The sequence below is a fragment of the Flammeovirga pacifica genome (genome assembly GCF_000807855.2).
GTDB classification, from domain to species: Bacteria; Bacteroidota; Bacteroidia; order Cytophagales; family Flammeovirgaceae; genus Flammeovirga; species Flammeovirga pacifica.
In genome coordinates this window covers 406866-425215 of sequence record NZ_JRYR02000002.1, presented here as the reverse complement: position 1 = coordinate 425215, position 18350 = coordinate 406866, and the positions used below count along the sequence as shown (strand labels likewise).

The 18350-nt window shown below is 32.6% G+C and carries 9 protein-coding genes; all 9 read left to right on the top strand.

Translation table 11 applies throughout. The features are described from left to right. Positions 1–102: 102 nt before the first annotated feature. The 9 genes from NH26_RS20920 (at position 103) to NH26_RS20875 (ending at position 18149) form a co-directional block, all read left to right on the top strand. The gene (locus NH26_RS20920; protein ID WP_199880278.1) at positions 103–3270 is read left to right on the top strand and encodes a SusC/RagA family TonB-linked outer membrane protein; all 3168 of its coding nucleotides are present in this window, start codon (positions 103–105) and stop codon (positions 3268–3270) included. A 9-nt stretch (positions 3271–3279) separates the two neighbouring features. After that, complete coding sequence (locus tag NH26_RS20915) at positions 3280–4848, top strand: RagB/SusD family nutrient uptake outer membrane protein (RefSeq protein ID WP_044229084.1); 1569 nt, start codon at positions 3280–3282, stop codon at positions 4846–4848. A gap of 17 nt (positions 4849–4865) precedes the next feature. Further along, the gene (locus tag NH26_RS20910) at positions 4866–7634 is read left to right on the top strand and encodes a sulfatase-like hydrolase/transferase (RefSeq protein ID WP_052432302.1); all 2769 of its coding nucleotides are present in this window, start codon (positions 4866–4868) and stop codon (positions 7632–7634) included. 8 nt (positions 7635–7642) lie between these two features. After that, a complete protein-coding gene (locus NH26_RS20905) occupies positions 7643–9514 on the top strand; it encodes a hypothetical protein (RefSeq protein ID WP_044229089.1) in 1872 nt (623 codons plus the stop codon). Between the two features lie 96 nt (positions 9515–9610). Beyond that, positions 9611–11407, top strand: a complete 1797-nt coding sequence (locus tag NH26_RS20895; protein WP_084812307.1) for an alpha-L-fucosidase — start codon at positions 9611–9613, stop codon at positions 11405–11407. Positions 11408–11463: 56 nt separating this feature from the next. Beyond that, entirely contained in the window at positions 11464–12864 is a 1401-nt protein-coding gene (locus NH26_RS20890; protein WP_044229097.1) for a sulfatase, read from the top strand. 148 nt (positions 12865–13012) lie between these two features. Then, positions 13013–16882: a hybrid sensor histidine kinase/response regulator transcription factor gene (locus NH26_RS20885; RefSeq protein WP_071397253.1), complete on the top strand. Its 3870-nt coding sequence runs from the start codon at positions 13013–13015 to the stop codon at positions 16880–16882. A 34-nt stretch (positions 16883–16916) separates the two neighbouring features. Then, positions 16917–17429, top strand: a complete 513-nt coding sequence (locus NH26_RS20880; protein ID WP_044229776.1) for an adenine phosphoribosyltransferase — start codon at positions 16917–16919, stop codon at positions 17427–17429. 39 nt (positions 17430–17468) lie between these two features. Continuing rightward, on the top strand, positions 17469–18149 hold the full coding sequence (locus NH26_RS20875; protein ID WP_044229778.1) for a VOC family protein: 681 nt from the start codon (positions 17469–17471) through the stop codon (positions 18147–18149). Positions 18150–18350 lie beyond the last annotated feature (201 nt).

Here is an 18350-nt window from a genome sequence, read left to right as displayed (position 1 = left end):
TGAACTACAAACTCCGATTAAATAATATAGCTAGTTTTTTAATGAAAATATAAACCAACATTGTAGTGAATAACTACATGCTGAATCAACAATTTGAGTATGATGAAGTGCAATAAAATACTTTTTTTAATTTCACTCCTTGCGTTTTCTTTTAACTCTCTATTTGCGCAAAGTGGTGAAACTTTTACAGTGGAAGGTGTTGTTATCGATGAGTCGGGAATAACTCTACCAGGTGTAAATGTATATAATAAAGAGACTAAAGTAGGTGCCAAAACCGACTTTATGGGTAAATTTAAACTAAACCTAGAAGGAGATGAAGTGACGCTTGTTTTTTCATATATAGGTATGAAAACAAAACGTCTCGTGGTTTATCCTACAGATATTAATAATAACGACCTAAGTATAACACTTAAAGAAGACATGGAAATGTTGGATGAAATTGTTGTAGTAGGTTATGGTAGTCAAAACGCTTCTGATATGACTGGTTCTGTTAGTCAATTAAAAGAAAGCGAAGACATCACAAGACAATATACTAACGTTGATGAAGTACTTCAAGGTCGTATGGCTGGTGTACAAGTTACTAGTAACAGCGGACAACCTGGTGGAGGTGTTAGTGTAAAAATTAGAGGTGTTAACTCATTAAGAGGTAATAATGAACCACTATATATAGTAGATGGTATTGTAATCAGTTCTGCTGGTGAAGATACAAACAGTGCTTTTTCTGATGGAAACGAAGATCAAGGTGTTCAAAATGGTCTAGCAGGTATTAACCCTCGTGACATTGAAACTATCGAAGTTTTAAAAGATGCATCAGCAACAGCTATATATGGATCTAGAGGTGCAAATGGTGTAGTATTAATTACAACAAAGAAAGGAGCTAAAGGTAAGGCTAAGATCAATGCCTATGTGAGTACTGAAGTAGCCACAATATCAAATAAAATTGATGTTCTAAACTCTGTTGAGTTTGCCCAAATGTCTAACGAAGTTCGTTTAAGAAAAGGTTTTGTACCTACTTACCATATTGAAAATGGACAAATTTATAATTTAAATTCTAATGGATCTATCAATCCTGAAGCTTTAGTACAAGTAAATTGGCAAGATGAAATCTATCAGCCAGGTGTAAGTACTACAGCTCAATTGTCTGCATCAGGTGGTAGTGATAAATCAAAATATTATATCTCTGGTAGTTTTAACGACTTAAATGGTATCGTTCAAAATTCCAATATGAAAACTGGTGACCTTCGTATGAACTTCCAAACCAATGTTACAGATAAGCTTAAGTTAGATACTCGTATGTCGATGTTCTATTCTTCTGGCCAATTTGCACAAGGTGGTTCAAAAGGTGGTAGTAGCCGTTCATTTACTAAATCAGTGGTCAACTTCCAACCTATTTATGGTCAAGAAGATGATATTTCTGATATTGGTCTAGGATCTCCTGTTGCATTTATTCAAGACTATGAAGATTTATCGAATGAGTTAAAATTATTTGCTTCAGTAAACGCCACTTACAGTTTTAATAAAAACTTTAAATACCAATTAAGAGCCGGTACAAACTATAGAACTAAAAATAGATCTATTTGGTATGGTAGAGAAACTCAAAAAGGTTCTCAAACAAATGGTGCTCTAGGTATTTCTGGAATGGATAGAACATCATATGTTATTGATAACTTATTAATGTTCAATAAAAAATTTAATAAAAAACATAGAGTAGATGCCGTTGTAGGCTTTGTTGTTGACGGTGTGGTAACTACTCAAACAAACTCAGAATCTGAGAACTTTCCTGTTCATAACCTAAAATCAAGAGCCCCTCAATTAGGGCAAACAATTGTACGTCCTTACACTTCGCTTCAATCTGAAGAGTTTTTATTATCTGGTCTAGGACGTTTTAGTTATACTTATGATAATAGATATACTTTAACTGGTACTATGAGAGCTGACGGATCTTCGAAATTTAGAGAAGAAAATCAGTTTGGCTATTTCCCTTCTGCAGCTGCTGCTTGGCACATCTCTGAAGAAAGCTTCTTGACTTCTTCTGATGTCGTGTCTAACTTAAAGCTAAGAGCATCTTGGGGTCTTACTGGTAACCAAGCCATCAATCCTTACCAAACTATGACCAACTTTGGTGTTGTATATTACACTGACGCTAATAATAATCAAATTATTGGAGCTGGTCCTAACAACTTAGGTAATGAATTCTTGAAATGGGAAACTACTCAACAAACTAACGTAGGTGTTGATTTTGGTTTCTTACAAGGTAAATTATATGGTTCAGTAGATGTATTCTATAAAAGAACAGATGATTTATTACAAGCTATCCAACTACCTCCTTCAACTGGTTTCTCAAGTTATTTAACGAACAGAGGTTCTATTGAAAATAAAGGTATTGACTTCATGTTAGAAGCTGTAGCTTATGATAAAAAAGACTGGAACATTACTTTAGGTGGTAATATTTCTATTGTTAGAACTAATGTTTTAGACTTAGGTATTCCAGAAGCACCAGTTTACATCAACGGTGAACGTCAAATGTCTTCATACTACTTAGGTAATAATGTTTCTTCTGGTACTTACTTCAAACAGCCAGCCAACATATTCATGGTAGGTCAACAAGTAGGTATGTTCTGGGGTTATAAAACTGATGGTATTTATCAGTCTTCTGAAGAAGCTGCTCAAGGAACTAAAGTAAATGGAAATCAACCACAAGCAGGTGATATCAGATTTGTAGATCAAAATGGCGATGGTAATATCGATCAAAATGATTTAACTATCATTGGTAATCCCAACCCATGGTTCACATTTGGTTTCAATGCAAAAGTATCTTACAAGAACTTAACGATTAGTGCGTTATTCACTGGTGCTGTAGGTCAAGAAATTGCCAACGGTAACTTATTAATTGAAAATGATGCCGCTCAAAATAATAAAAACGTTAGACCTGATGCTTATTTCAATGCTTGGAGAGAAGGAAGTACTAATGCTTCTGCGCCACGTCTAGATCATCCAGATGCTACGCTATTTACGGATAGAATTATTGAAAGAGGTGATTACTTGAGATTGTCTAACCTTACTATAGGATATGATATTCCTGTACAATCTAGACATCTTGAACGTTTGAATTTATTCTTCGCAGCAAGAAACTTGTTCACGATCACCAACTATTCTGGTTATGATCCTGAATTAACAACATTTATGGGTGATGGTACAATCATGAACGTGGATTGGAACTCTTTCCCTAATGCAAGATCATTTTCACTTGGTGCCAACATTACTTTCTAATATAACGTCATGAAAAATAAATTAATCATATTCCTATCATTTGTCCTTTTTGCAACAACAAGTTGTTTAAAAGAAGACCCTCCATTCTTAAATGATGAAAACTTATTTGATACTGATGCAGGAGTACAAACAGCAGTAAATGGTATATATTCTTCTATTGCTGGGTTTACCTACTATAGTTCAGACTTTATCCAGCTTACAGATTATCATTCTGGTTCTTTCATGTCGGGTAGAAATGTCGATTTCAATGGTATAGCAGCGTTGAACCCACTTCCAAACTTAACGTTTGTAGAGAATGTATGGGGAGCTTCTTATCAAGCAATCAACAGAGCAAATGAAACCATTGCTGGTGTTGCTAAACATCAAAAAGAGCCTTCTGATGCTGTTCTAAATGAATTAGGTCAGACGTATTTTATCAGAGGATTAGTATATTATAACTTAGTGAGATTATATGGTGGTGTACCTATTCGTACTGGTAAATTAGATATCGACGAATTACACGTAGCTAGAGCTACTGAAGAAGAAGTATACAATCAAGTGATTAGTGATTTAACAATGGCTGATTCACTATTATATGAAAAAGAAGCACAAACAATTGGTAGACCAGCAAAAGCTGCAGCTAATATGTTACTTGCAAAAGTGTATATGACTTTAGCGGGAGAAGATAGTAATTCAGAATATTGGGCAATGGCTCGTGATGAAGCACTAAAAGTTTATGGTCAATATATGTTGATGCCTGATTACCAACAATTATGGATAGAGGGTACTCGTAATAACAATATGGAATCAATTTTTGAGATCCAATATAGTATGGCGAATAGTGGTAACATTATCCGTTTACATACACCTTCAAATGCTTTTTATGGTAATTCTTGGGGACGAATTTTAATCAACCCTGAGTATGTAGATACTAACACTGATAAGATTGAATTAGGTGCTTTTGATCAAAATGATCCTCGTTTCGAAGCATCTATCATGTATCTATACCAAAAGTATAATAATGATGGATCTGAAAATGGTGAACAAAAGATCTACCCGATTGCTAAGAGAAATAATCAAAACTCTAGCTATCCTTTAGTTGCCAAATATTGGATCAATGATCATACAAAAACAACTCCCTATTCTGATGCTAACTTCACAGTAATGCGTTATGCAGAATTACTTTTGATGTTAGGAGAAATCGAGAATGAGTTAGGAAATACTGGTCAAGCGGAGCAATATGTAAATGAAGTATTGACTAGAGCTAGAAACTCTACACATGGAGATGGTGTTTATCCTGAAAATTGGTCTGGATTAACGCAAGAAGATTTCAGAAGAAAAATCATGAACGAATATCGTTATGAACTTCTTGGAGAAGGTGGTGATTGGTTTAGAAATCGTCGTAGAGGATTACAAACTTTCCAAAACGATGTAATCAATTTCCATAACGACTTTGTAATAACTGATGGTGAAGGAGAAGTAAAAGGTTACGATATTTTTTACGAAAATGCCGAAAGAGCAATGCTTTTCCCAATCCCTGCAACAGAGATTAACACTAACCAGTTTATTGGTACTGAACACCAAAACCCTGGTTATTAATAGATATACCTATTATCATGAAGAAATATATTCTTAGCATATTATTTATTACTTGTGCATGGTTTTCAAGCCATGCACAAGAAAAGAAAAACATTCTTTTCATCGCTTTAGATGACTTGAAACCTACTATCGGTGCATTTGGAGATGATTATGCTATCACTCCTAATATGGATAGGTTAGCAGATCAAGGTACTGTTTTTCTAAATAACCACTGTCAACAAGCAGTTTGTGGACCTTCTAGAGCTAGTTTATTAACAGGTTTACGTCCTGACATTGTTCAAGTATGGGATTTAAAAACGAAATTCCGTAACAAACGTCCCGACGTAGTCACTTTACCACAATACTTTAAAGAAAGTGGTTATTTAACCTATGGTGTTGGTAAAATTTATGATCCAAGAACAGTAGACTCTAAATTAGATGCTCCTTCTTGGTCTGAATACACTTACCCCAATGAATTAAAATATGCTGAGGGTTATGGTGAGCCAGCTTTTTCTTACTACCAAGATCCATACAATATTCAAAAGATTAGATCTTTGAGAAAAGAAGCTATGGAAAAGGGCATTGAGAAAAAGAAAATAAATAAATGGGTTCAAAACCAATTTAAACCTGCCTTTGAAAAAGCTGACGTTCCAGATAACGCTTATATCGATGGGGCGATCACTAACCAAGGTATTGAGTACATTAAAGAATTATCTAAGCAAGATAAACCATTCTTCTTAGCTGTTGGATATAAAAGACCACACTTACCATTTGCAGCCCCTTCAAAATATTGGGATATGTATAAAGAGGATGAAGTACCTCTAGCAAAATTCCAACATAAAGTTGAAGGTGGATATGACAAAGCTTACCATACTTCTAATGAATTAAGAGGTTATAAAACCGAAGGTTTAGAAGTTGGTCAAGAGGATGGTTTAGCAGTTGTGTCTGAAAAAGGCCAAAGACAATTGATCCATGGTTATTATGCTGCCACTTCTTATGTAGATAAATTGGTTGGGCAACTTCTCGACCAACTTCATGATAGTAATTTGGATAAAAATACCATCATTATCCTATGGGGTGATCATGGTTGGCACCTAGGTGATCATAGATTATGGAACAAGCATTCTAATTTTGAACAAGCAGCTCGTTCTCCAATGATCATTGTAGATCCTACTCAAAAAACAGTGAAACACGTTAATTCTGTAACTGAATTTGTAGATATCTACCCAACTCTAGCCGATATGGCTGGGCTTCCTGTCCCTACTCACCTATCAGGTAAATCATTACAACCTGTATTGACTGGTGAAAAAGAATCGGTTAAAGATTATGCGATCACTCAAATTGCAAGAGGTCAAATCAATGGTTATTCTTTAAAGAGCGGTCATTATCGTTATACTGTATGGTACAATAACAATCCTAGATTAAAAAAATCTTTAAAGGATTGTAAGAGAGTAGCAGAGGAACTTTATGATTATGAAAAAGATCCTTTAGAAACAGTGAACCACGTTAACGAAAAAGAATATAAAGCTACATTGGAAGCAATGAGAGCGCTATTCTTAGACTTCTTCAATAAAGAAAGACAATACAAAGACTTTAGTATTGGAAAAGTAAATGCCACTGAAACTCCTACTGCTGGGTGGGAAGCAGATGCTTTAGCAAGAATAGAAAAACATCGTAAGGGTGATGTATCACTTACAGTTTATAATAAAAAAGGAAAACTAATTGAAGGCGAGATTAAAGTAGAACAAATTTCTCATCAATTCCGTTGGGGAGGAATAATTGACTCTCGTTTATTAGGAGGTAAAGACAGAGCTAAATACCAAGCTGAATTTGCTCAACTTTTTGAACATGCAGGATATGAAAATGCCCTAAAAATCAAACACAAAAAGTTGTATAACAATTTTCATAAGGTGATTAACCCTTTCTTAAAGGAAAATGATATCACCCTACGTGGACATGCTTTAGTTTGGGAAAAAGTAAAAAACATGCCTCCATCAGTTGGTAAATTTGCTGCTCAAAATGATACTGCTCAATTAATGGCAGGTTTAGAAGAGTATGTAGATTATGGCTTAAATAATTATGATGTAATTGAATGGGATTTGTTAAATGAACCACGTGAATGTCATGAAGTACAAGACCTTACAAAACAAAATAGCTGGGCTCATTGGTTTGAATATGGTGATAAAGTACGAAAAGACAAAAACGTGAAATTCTACTTGAATGAAAACAAAGTGATTTCTGCACCTTATAAAATAGCAGAAAAGAATATCAATTTCCATTTTAAAGTAATTGAAGATATTCTTGCAGAAGGCGCTCCTTTAGAAGCACTTGGTTTTCAATCTAGAATAAAACAACATATCAAACCAGAAGATGTATACCAACGTCTTAACAAGTTTGCAGAGTTTGGTCTACCTATGTTGGGTACTGAATTCGAAATTGTAGACTCTGGATATCAAAAGTTTACAGATAAAGATCGAGAGGAAATTACAAAAGAAATGATGACAATTTATTTCTCTCATCCTCAAGTAGAAGGTTTGTATGTTTGGACCCCATTTGGTCAAAATAAGAAAGCCTTTTATGATTTAGATCTTAATCCCAGACCTGAAGCCAAAGTTTGGAAAGATCAATTAAACAAATGGACTACTAACCTAACAGCTGATATTAAAAATGGTAAAGCTGATTTTAGAGGGTTCAAAGGAAAGTATAAAGTTTCCTACACAAACAAGGGGAAAACATACTCAAAAATATTTGAGGTGACTGACTCTGAAAACAATATAGAAGTTAAACTTACTGAACTAAATAAATAGTTTCTGAAATGAAAAAATTACTATACACATTATTCATCGGACTTATTTTGACTGCTGTAGGTTGTCAAAAGGATGACATTGACAGATCTGTAGGTGGTGAGTACCTAGAGAATCTAGAATATAATGACAGTATTTTCACTCCAAACCAAGTGATTATATCAAGTGAACCAACTTTTGAAGTTAAATATGGAGTAGCTTTTAATTTTGAAGGTTTATTTGTGAATGGTGAAGAGATTGAAAAACAAGAAGAAAACGTAATTGTAGATAAAAATACGGGTGTTATAGAAGTAAAATCTACAATGGGTTTTGATAAAAATGCAGATTACAAAGTAACTGTGGCTTCTTTTACATCTAGTGGTAAATCAGTTCATCCAGATGCATGGGCATTTAGAATTTCTGATAGATTATATTATTCTCCTGCTCAAACAGCTATCGGGCCATTTTTAAACTCTACTATCTTCAATTTAGATAGTGCTAGTGGTAAAGATGATTTAACTTTTGATCAATTTAAAATTGTATCGGATAACGATACTATCTTAAATGCTATTGTTATTGAAGCCGAAACTGGAAATATTCAAAAAGTAGCTTATATGGCTGATGGTGAATACACATTTAATGTAGAAGCGTTAAGTGGTCAGGATGTTTACCAAAGTACTATTCAAATGACTATTTCGGCTGCTGAATTAGTATATCAACCAAATGTATTTACTATTGAAGCTGTTCAAGATCTTAGAATAGTACCTATTACTGCTGCTAATCTAGAAGGTAGTACATTTAGCTTAGAAGGTACAGAAGGCATTGTAGGTATTACTATTGATGAAGCAGGTATTATTGAAATCCCTGTAAATCATAATAGTGAAAAAAATACTTACAACATTACTGTTGTGGCTTCTGACGACGAAAATGGTATTCGATTTGAAGAAATCATTACTATTAATATTGTAAGTAGTATAGATCCTAGCATAGTGTATAACTATTCTAGAGTTACTTTATCTCCATGGTCGGCCTACACTTTAATTCCAAGTGAATTTACATTACCATATTTAGCAACGGTGCGTTTAAATACTACGCTTCCTACTGGAATTTCTTTTGATGCCACTTCAGGAACTGTTACTGTGGATGAAGATTTGAATTTAAGTGATGCTACTTATCCAATTGATTTAACTGTCATCGCTTCTGATGGTCAAGAAATTGATCTTGGTGTTTTATCTACAATAGTAATAGAAAGTAGAGGTAAAGAAGTTATTTTCACTGACGATATGTCTGAAGATAGAATTGGAGAAATATATACTATTTATCAGGCTCAAAGAAATGAAGTAGATAATGATGGAAATGAAATAGATAGAGCTTCAGCTGGTTTCTTATTGAATGATGGATATAGAAATCAACTTCAACGTTGGAATAGAGATTATTGGAGAGTAGCTTATTTAGGCTTATCTATTAACGCATCTGATATCTTAAACGCTGAAATCGAATTTGAGACTTATTTATTAAATGGTCAGGATGAGTATACTGATGGGGATGGAAATGTAATTTATAGAGATGATTATTATCTTTTTGGTTACCTATCAAACTATTCTGAAAATATTGTTCCTGATATCGGAGGTAGAGATAACGATCAAGGATTATCCGATGCAACTCTTACTAAAGAAGAGGGTGCTTATATAACTCGAGCTGTTAAAACTTGGGAAACTTCAGGTGTCATTCAGGTTCCAAATGAAAAATTAAACGATAATAATAATCATTTAACAATGGTTTGGAAAGCAGAAAAAGATTACGACGAAATTAATGCAGTAGGTGTAAATCCTAAAGCGAATAACTTCCATGTGAAGAACATAACTATACGAGCTAATAAAAAGTTTGTAGAGGAAACAGAATAACAAGTCTTTTGATTATTCAAATGGGAAGGATAATAATCCTTCCCATTTTTTTTAAAAGAATCTTCCAAATTTTAAGATTAAAACCACCAATAACAAATGAATTATAGATTTCTTTTCTTTCTAGGGTTATTCGTTTCTCAAATAACTTACTGCCAAAACAAAAAAACGCAATACAAAGATCAATGGCAGTTTCCTCCAAAAGACAGTAGTATGATTATTACAGCTGATCAACAAAAAGAGCTCTTCACATCTGAGGATGATATGCAATGGTATAAGGATGCTAAATTTGGAATCTTTGTACATTGGGGACCTGCTTTATTAAAAACGAATGTATTAAGCTGGGGGCGTAATGGTGAAAGACCTGCAGCTAATAAACCCGCAAACAAAGGTGTTGACTCTGAGGTCTACGACAACCTTTATAAACAATTTAACCCAACTAAATTTGATGCCGATAAATGGATGAAACAAGTCAAATCTTGGGGTGCAAAGTATATTGTATTTACAGCGAAACATCATGATGGCTTTTGCTTTTTTGATGCAGAAGGGACGGATTATGATATCATGAATACTCCCTATGGAAAAGATATTTGTAAACTATTGTCAGATGCTGCACATAAACATGGCGTGAAACTATTTTGGTACTATTCCCAACCAGATTGGACACACCCTGATTGTTTAAGAGAAAATCATTATGAAAGTTATTTACCCTACATGAAAACACAGGTAAAACAGCTTTTTACTGAATATGGTAAAATTGATGGTGTCTTCTGGGATGGTCTTGCTTCAAAGTATTGGCAATGGGATTCTTATCACCTATTAAAAGATATGAAAGAATGGCAGCCAGGGTTAATTTCAAATCCAAGAAGTGGTAGCAGCTGGCCTATTAATGATAAAAGAGGTGATTTTGATACTCCAGAACAGTCGTTAGGTCCTGTAAATCATAATAGATACTGGGAAGCTTGTTTGACCATGACTGATAAATGGCTTTATAGCCCCAAAGGACCTATTAAATCTGGAGAAACAGTACTCGGCATGTTGATTCAAGTGGCATGTAATGGTGGTAATTTACTACTTAACTTAGGCCCAAATGGTAAAGGTGAATTCGTCGATAAAGAAGTAGAAGAAGTTGATAAAGTAGGTGTTTATATGAAAAAATATGGATATACTCTTTATAATACTACTAGAGGTGTATACATCGGTGGTGACTGGGGTGGATCTACACAAAAAGAAAACATACTTTACCTTCATATTTTAGAAAAGTATTCTGATAATGCAAAAGCAGTTATTAAGTTACCAAAGCTAAAAAATCAAGTAGTTGAAGTAAAAGGAATTACTGATGGATTTACAAAAATGGAAGAAGAAACTGATCACTATGTTTTCTATTTTAATAAGGTAAAATTCAATCAAAATGTTGACAATATCGTTCAAGTAACTTTTAAAAATTCATTAGAAGGGCATGAACGAATTGAAACATGGAATACTATGCCTGTAAGTTTAAATGAATTTTCTGTAAAAGCTTCATCAGAAAGAAATACTAAAAACTCGGGTAAAGCTATCTACTCCAATAAGAAAAATACTTTTTCTGAAGGTATTCGTTTAAAAGCTTGGTGGGAAGCTGATAAGGAGGATAATAAACCCTCATTATCTTTAGAATTTAAATCGCCTAAAGCTTTAAAAACAATATTGATAAGTGAGAATATGCGTGCCCATGTCACCCATAAATTCAATATTCAAGTAAAAGAGAATGGAAATTGGAAGACGGTGTATACAGGACAATACATTGGTGAAGGGTTACGTATCAAATTAGCGGGTAAAAAAGTGGAAGGAATTCGATTGGATTTGATCGAATTTGACAGTACTCCTCAAATTACGGCATTTAACGTTTACGAATAATATTAATAACAGAGACCTAGTTTTTTTGATACTAGGTCTCTACTATTTGAAATGATATGAAAAATTTAATAATAGGTAGTTTATTTTTGTTAGTACATTTTTCTTATGCTCAAAATAAACAACCCAATATTGTTTTTATTTTAGCGGATGATTTAGGCATCAATGCGTTAGGAAGTTATGGGAATGAATATGTAGAAACACCTCATATTGATCAATTAGCCTCTGAAGGTATGCTATTTAGTAATGGGTATGCTACTGATCCTACTTGTGCACCATCAAGAGCAGCTATTATGACAGGACAATATGTACCTAGGCAGGGAATTTATAGAGTTTCTGATCGCTTTAAAAAAGATAAAAAAACGCTGTATAATATGCGTTATCTCCCTCCTGAAAATAATCGCCCAACCCATAAAGGAGTAGGTTTAAGTTTAGATAAAATTTTGATCCCTGAAATGCTAAAACAGAAAGGTTATGCAACAGCTGGCTTTGGTAAATGGCATTTAGGAATCAATGAATTAAGCATGAATAATCAAGGTTTTGATGAAGCGATAGAAACTAAAAGTCATTTCAATTTTTCTCAACACCCAACCCAAAAGGATGTTTTAGAAAATGAATTTAATGCAGATTATACGACACGAAAAGGCATTGATTTTATGACTAGAAAGGTAAAAGAAAATAAACCATTTTTCTTATTTCTTCCTTACTATCTCGTACATAAACCTTTGGAACCGAAGCCTGAAACACTTCAATATTTTAAAAATAAATATAAACTTGATGAGGAAGCGCTAAAAGTACTATCAATGATTACTAATTTAGATGAGAGTGTTGGTGAAGTTTTAAATGCGATTGAAAACCTAGGTATTGGTGATAATACTTTGATTATTTTCACATCAGATAATGGTCATTATAAAACAGATAATGGCATGTTTAATAAACCTTATCAAGGTTTTAAAGGAAGTACTCTTGAAGGTGGAATTAGAATACCTTATATTTTTAAATATCCGAAAGTAATACCAGCAAATACAAAAGCTACTGAACCTATAATTCAAGTGGATATTTATCCAACATTAATGTCATTTACTGATATCAAAAAAGTAAATCAACCTCTTGATGGTGAGAGCCTCTACCCTATTCTTACCAATAAGAAAAAAGAATTAAAAGATAGAGTTTTGGTTTGGCAATACACTAATTATTCTGGTTATAACATCAAAAAGAAAACGTTTAGATCTGAGTGGGTAAATGTAATTCAACATAAAGGTTTTAAAATGACGGAATATGTAGAAAGAGATGAATATATTTTATTCAACCTGAATACTGACCCCTATGAAACTAAAGAGGTGAGCTCAAAATATCCAGAAAAAATTACTGAATTAAAGGGTTTATTAAACCAATGGAAACAAAATACCCAAAGTAAAACTCCTATTAAGAACCCTGATTTTGGAAAATCATTAAAGTAAATCATTTCCCATTTAAATAAAATGGTGTCATGAATATGATTTATGTTAGTTTAGAAATAATGATTAACAATAAAATGTTCCTTTAAAAGTAAGGATAGAGTATATTTATCCTTACTTTTCATAGAATTAAAAACCAAATTTTGGTGTAATGAAAATTAGACTTGCTATAATATTACAACTACTGTCATTATTAGCGTTTGGACAATTTGAAGAAAATTTACAATTCGATAATTTTAATGTTCAAAGTGGGCTCAGTAGTCATATTGTATATACTTCTGTAAATGATAAAAACGACTTTACTTGGGTTATAACTCCCTATGCTATACAACGTTTTGATGGTAAATCTTTTCGTAAATATTCCATCTTTGATGAGTCTAATGAAGAGGTCCATTACTTTAAAAACCATTCTGGTTTATACATAGATAAAGAAGAACAACTTTGGTTCTATTGTAGAAAAGGGCTTTATAAATTTAATGAATCTGAAGATCGATTTATTAAATTTAATTTAAACGAAAAAACAATACGAGGGGGGATAAATGGAATAGTTCAAAACCAAGATGACTATTACTTTATGTCTTGGAAAATGGTGATTCGATGGACTCCCAAAACGAATTCCATCAAAAAGATCTATGTCAATAAAAGAATCACAGCATTGTGTGATTACGGAAAACAAGGTGTCTTAATTGCTAGTCCAAATGGACTTCAAATTATAAAAAATGACGAGGCGAGACCTTTCCAACTTTTTGGCATCAATCTCAAAGGTGCAGGCATAACAAGTTTATTCAAGAGTTCTGATAATTCCGTTTGGATTGGTACTTACAATAAAGGAATTTACCTCATTCAGAACAACAAAATCAATCACATAAAAAACAACATTGACTATAAAATTAGTGGTTTCTCCAGTTTCAAAAACAAGGTTTTAGCTGCTACTGATGGATATGGTGTAATGATTTTTGATTTAGATGGACATGAAGCAGAAACAAACAGTTTAAAATCATTAAACAACTTAGCAATAAATGATCTAGATGTAGATCAATATAACCGCTTATGGGTATCGACTTATGGTAAAGGGTTTTATTTACATAATCCACATAAACCCTATTTGAAAAAAATAAATACAGACCCAGATACCCACTTAACTGCCAACCATGGTTACTGTTCTTTCAGAGATTCAAAAAAACGATTACTATTAGGAACAGACAAGGGTATTGTTATTAGAGATAAAAACAGTAAAAAAAGATATTTAAGACCAAATCACTTTATTAAAAATTTTAATAATAAAGAGAGTTTTGTGATCAATAATATTGTAGAAGATAGACATCAAAATTTCTGGGTATCTTCTTATGGTTTTGGCTTATTTTACTTAGACGGCAAAACGTTTAAAGTACTAAAGACGATTAAAAACTTTGAAGCCAACGGTAAACAATATAGCAGTAAATTTATTGTTCAATTACAATTGTATGGTGACAAGATGTGGTTTAAGCTGGTAAAAGGCTTTATTTTCGAGTTAGATTTACAAGACAATAAATTTACTTATCACTCCATTCCAAGTGTCTCACAATTATTTTATAGTGCTCCTCAAAACACTTTATTTCTAGCTAATCATGAAGGTATTTATCAAATAAAAAATGATACTTCTATCTTAACTTCACCTTTAGATAAAATTACTGTTACAGGTTTTGAAGCAGTCGATAAAAAACAAATATTTCTAGGAACGGAATCCAATAGTCTTTATGTTTTCAATTTAGAAACTTCCACTACTCAACCTATTGAAATAGAAGGTCGTAACTCATTACCGAATCATATCAGTCAAATAATAAAAGCTGGCTATCAAGAATTTTATGTAATGGGTGATAATAGTATTTATAGTTTCACTTATGCTGATGGAAAAGTAAAAAATATACATCGTTTACTGAAAAAAATTGAAACACATCAAGGGTCTTGCTCTATTAATAATAATACTTTAATTATAGGCACTTATGATGGTTTCTATTCACTTCCTATCAACTTTAAATCAACTGATAATATTCGTCACAAACTATCATTTGATAAATTATTTATTGATGGCAAGCATATCATCGCTAATAAAGATGAAACCTTAGATAAAAGTATTAATTTATGTGATACAATTTACTTAGAACATCCCGACAGAGGTTTTTCTTTACATATTGTCAGTCCAGATTATAGAAATGATGCCATACTTTACAGTTGGCAATTGGAGGGATTTGACAATAATTTGTCGGCAAGATCCATCAATGCTGAAATTACCTACCAAAACTTACCGTATGGCACCTATAATTTAAAGGTAAATATGTTTTCCGGTAGAAAATTGAAAGAATTAGATCAGAGGAATTTGACCGTAATTGTCTCCCCTCCTTTTTGGAAAACTACATTGGCAAAAATCATTTATTTAGTACTCTTCGTACTCTTTTTATGGTTGGTTTATAAAAATTATTACGATTATTTACAACAAAAAAATCTCAAAGCTAGAAATGCCGTTTTTGCTGAAATAGCCCACGAACTAAGAACGCCTTTAACACTAATGCAAGGGCCTCTTCAAAAGTTAGAAGCGGATACTAATTTAGATGATACAGCATCAAGGCTAATTGGAATGATCAGAAGTAATTTAGTTCGTTTGAATAAAAGAATTACTCAATTATTAGATTATGAACGCATTAATCAAATCAACGAGGAGCTTATTGTTAAAGACTTTGATGTCATCAACTTAACAAAAACACTTTCTAGGGATTTTGAACCACTATTAGAGAAAAAAGGCGGAAAAATTTCTATTAAAACTGATTTAGATGAGCTCAAAGTACACCTAGATTTTGATAAAGTAGAAAAGATTATTTACAACCTTATCTCTAATGCCATCAAATACACGAAAGAGAATGATATCATTCAAATTCATATTGAATCTGCTGAAGATCGTTTTTCTTTAAGTGTAGAGGATCATGGAATGGGGATTCCAAAAGATAATCAAAAACATATATTTAAACGTTTTTATAGAGCAGAGAACGTAATGAAGAACCAAAAAATTGGTAGTGGTATTGGTTTGGTTCTCTCTTATAAATATACTTCTTTAATGAATGGTAAACTTTTCTTTAAAAGTGAAGAAAATGTTCAGACCACATTCTATTTAGAATTACCTAAAAAAGTAGAAGGTTTAGAAAATGATACAGTACCAAGTGATATTTCTCATTATGGTGAAGAATTTTCTGAAAAAGATAAGGTAAAATATGATTTCAGAATAGCAGTTGCTGAAGACAATGCAGAACTTAGAACATTTATACATTCTGCTCTTTCTGATAGTTTTAATGTGGATGTTTTTGAAAATGGAAAACTCTGTTACGAAGCATTGTTAGAAAACCATTATGACATAGTTATCTCTGATGTAATGATGCCTGTGATGAATGGCTATGAACTATGTGATAAAATAAAGGGTAATATTGAAACATCTCATTTACCAATTATACTTCTTACTGCATTAAATGCGTCTATGTATAAAGCTGAAGGTTATATGCATGGAGCCGATCATTATGTGATCAAACCTTTTGATATCAGAATGTTGAAGTTTAGGATTATCAACTTAGTTGAAAATAGAAAAACTCTACGTACACTATATCAAAGTAAAATTCAGGAAGGAATTGTTATTCCTAAGATAAATGAAAAAGTAGATAGCTTAGATGATCAATTTTTAACTAAAATAGATCAATTAATTGATGATCACTTAACGGATGCCAACTATAATGTGATGGAAATCTGTAAAGATGTAGGTATGAGTCGACCGGTACTCTATCGTAAATTAAAAGCACTCACAGATTTATCGCCAAAAGAGTATATTCAGACAAAAAGGCTAAATCATGCAAAAAAACTATTACTAGAATCAAATGAAAGTATTAGTAATGTTGCTTATGAAAGTGGCTATTCTGATCCAAAATACTTTTCTACAGTTTTCAAAAAGCAATTTGGTATAAGTCCTAGTGAGTATATCAAATCATTTGAATCAAAAAATTAGTACATTCAATTATAAATATTAATCATACAATTAAATGGATTTAAAAAAATATATTAGAGATATAGAAGACTTTCCTAAGCCGGGTATTGGTTTTAAAGATATAACCACTTTACTTATTGATCCGAAGGCTATGCAAGAGTCATTAAACCAATTCGTAGCATTGGCTAAAGGTAAAGGAATTACAAAGGTGGTATCTATGGAATCTAGAGGTTTCTTCTTTGGACCAATGATCGCTTTAGAAATTAATGCTGGTTTTATTCCTGTTAGAAAGCCTGGTAAATTACCCGCTGAGACTATCTCTCAAGAATACGCTTTAGAATATGGTACTGATACCTTAGAAATACACAAAGATGCTATTCAAAAAGGAGATAAAGTATTAATACATGACGATGTATTAGCTACTGGTGGAACCGCTGAAGCTGTTGTGAAACTGGTAGAAGCTGCTGGAGGAGAAGTTGTTCAGCTAGACTTCATCATAGACTTAACCTTCTTGAACGGTATTGAAAAGATAAAAAAATACCAAGTAAACTCTTTAGTACAATATTAATTAAATCATAAGCTGTCTTCTAAGACAGCTTTTTCTATTATGAGCCATCTATTTATTCAAACTATTACTACTGAGCAATTAAAATCAGTTGATTTTTATTCCTCATTAAACTACGAAATTGTTCAAAATGATCATGAGTCATGGGCAGTTTCTAGTGCCTCTCAAATTCTAATAGGTAATAACAAGCAAGACCGATTAGGCTTAGTGCTATTTGATATTAATGCTACTTCGCAATTACAAAAAGCGAATTATCAAGTACACTCACAAGAAGATTCAACTGTTTGTATTGCTCCTTCAGGAGTGAAGGTCTTTATTAAAAATACCCCTCCTCCAGAATTTTCTTCTAAAAATGATTTACTACCAGGGCAATGTATGGGTATTTCAATAGAAACACCTTCAATGGAAGCTTCAATTCAATTTTGGGAAACACTAGGTTTCCAAATAAGTATGGGTGAAGCAAGCCAAGGATGGGTAGCTATGTCTCATGCAAATGGAACAATGATAAGCTTAATGAAATATGGCATGTGTCCACATCAATTTTTTAACCCATCACTTACATTTTTTAATGGTAAAGAAGGAAACCCTAAGATTATCCAAGCCATAAAAGATAAAAATATTCCTATTGCTGAGGAGATCACACATTTCAATGAAAATAACGAAGTAGACAATATCATACTTAAAGACCCTGCAGGTATTGGCTTCTTTATATTCAACGATTAACCTTTAAATGATATTCAACTTTTCTTCAGAGAAAGCGTGATAAATGTTATTGGCTGTAGAAGGAAATTAGTATTTCGTTTATTTTAAAAAGTGAAATCGATTGTTATTTCAAAAGTATAGATATAAAAAAACTGCTATCATTTAGTGATAGCAGTTTTGCTGAATTTTTAGTTCATTTAAACCAAGTGCGATGATTAATTT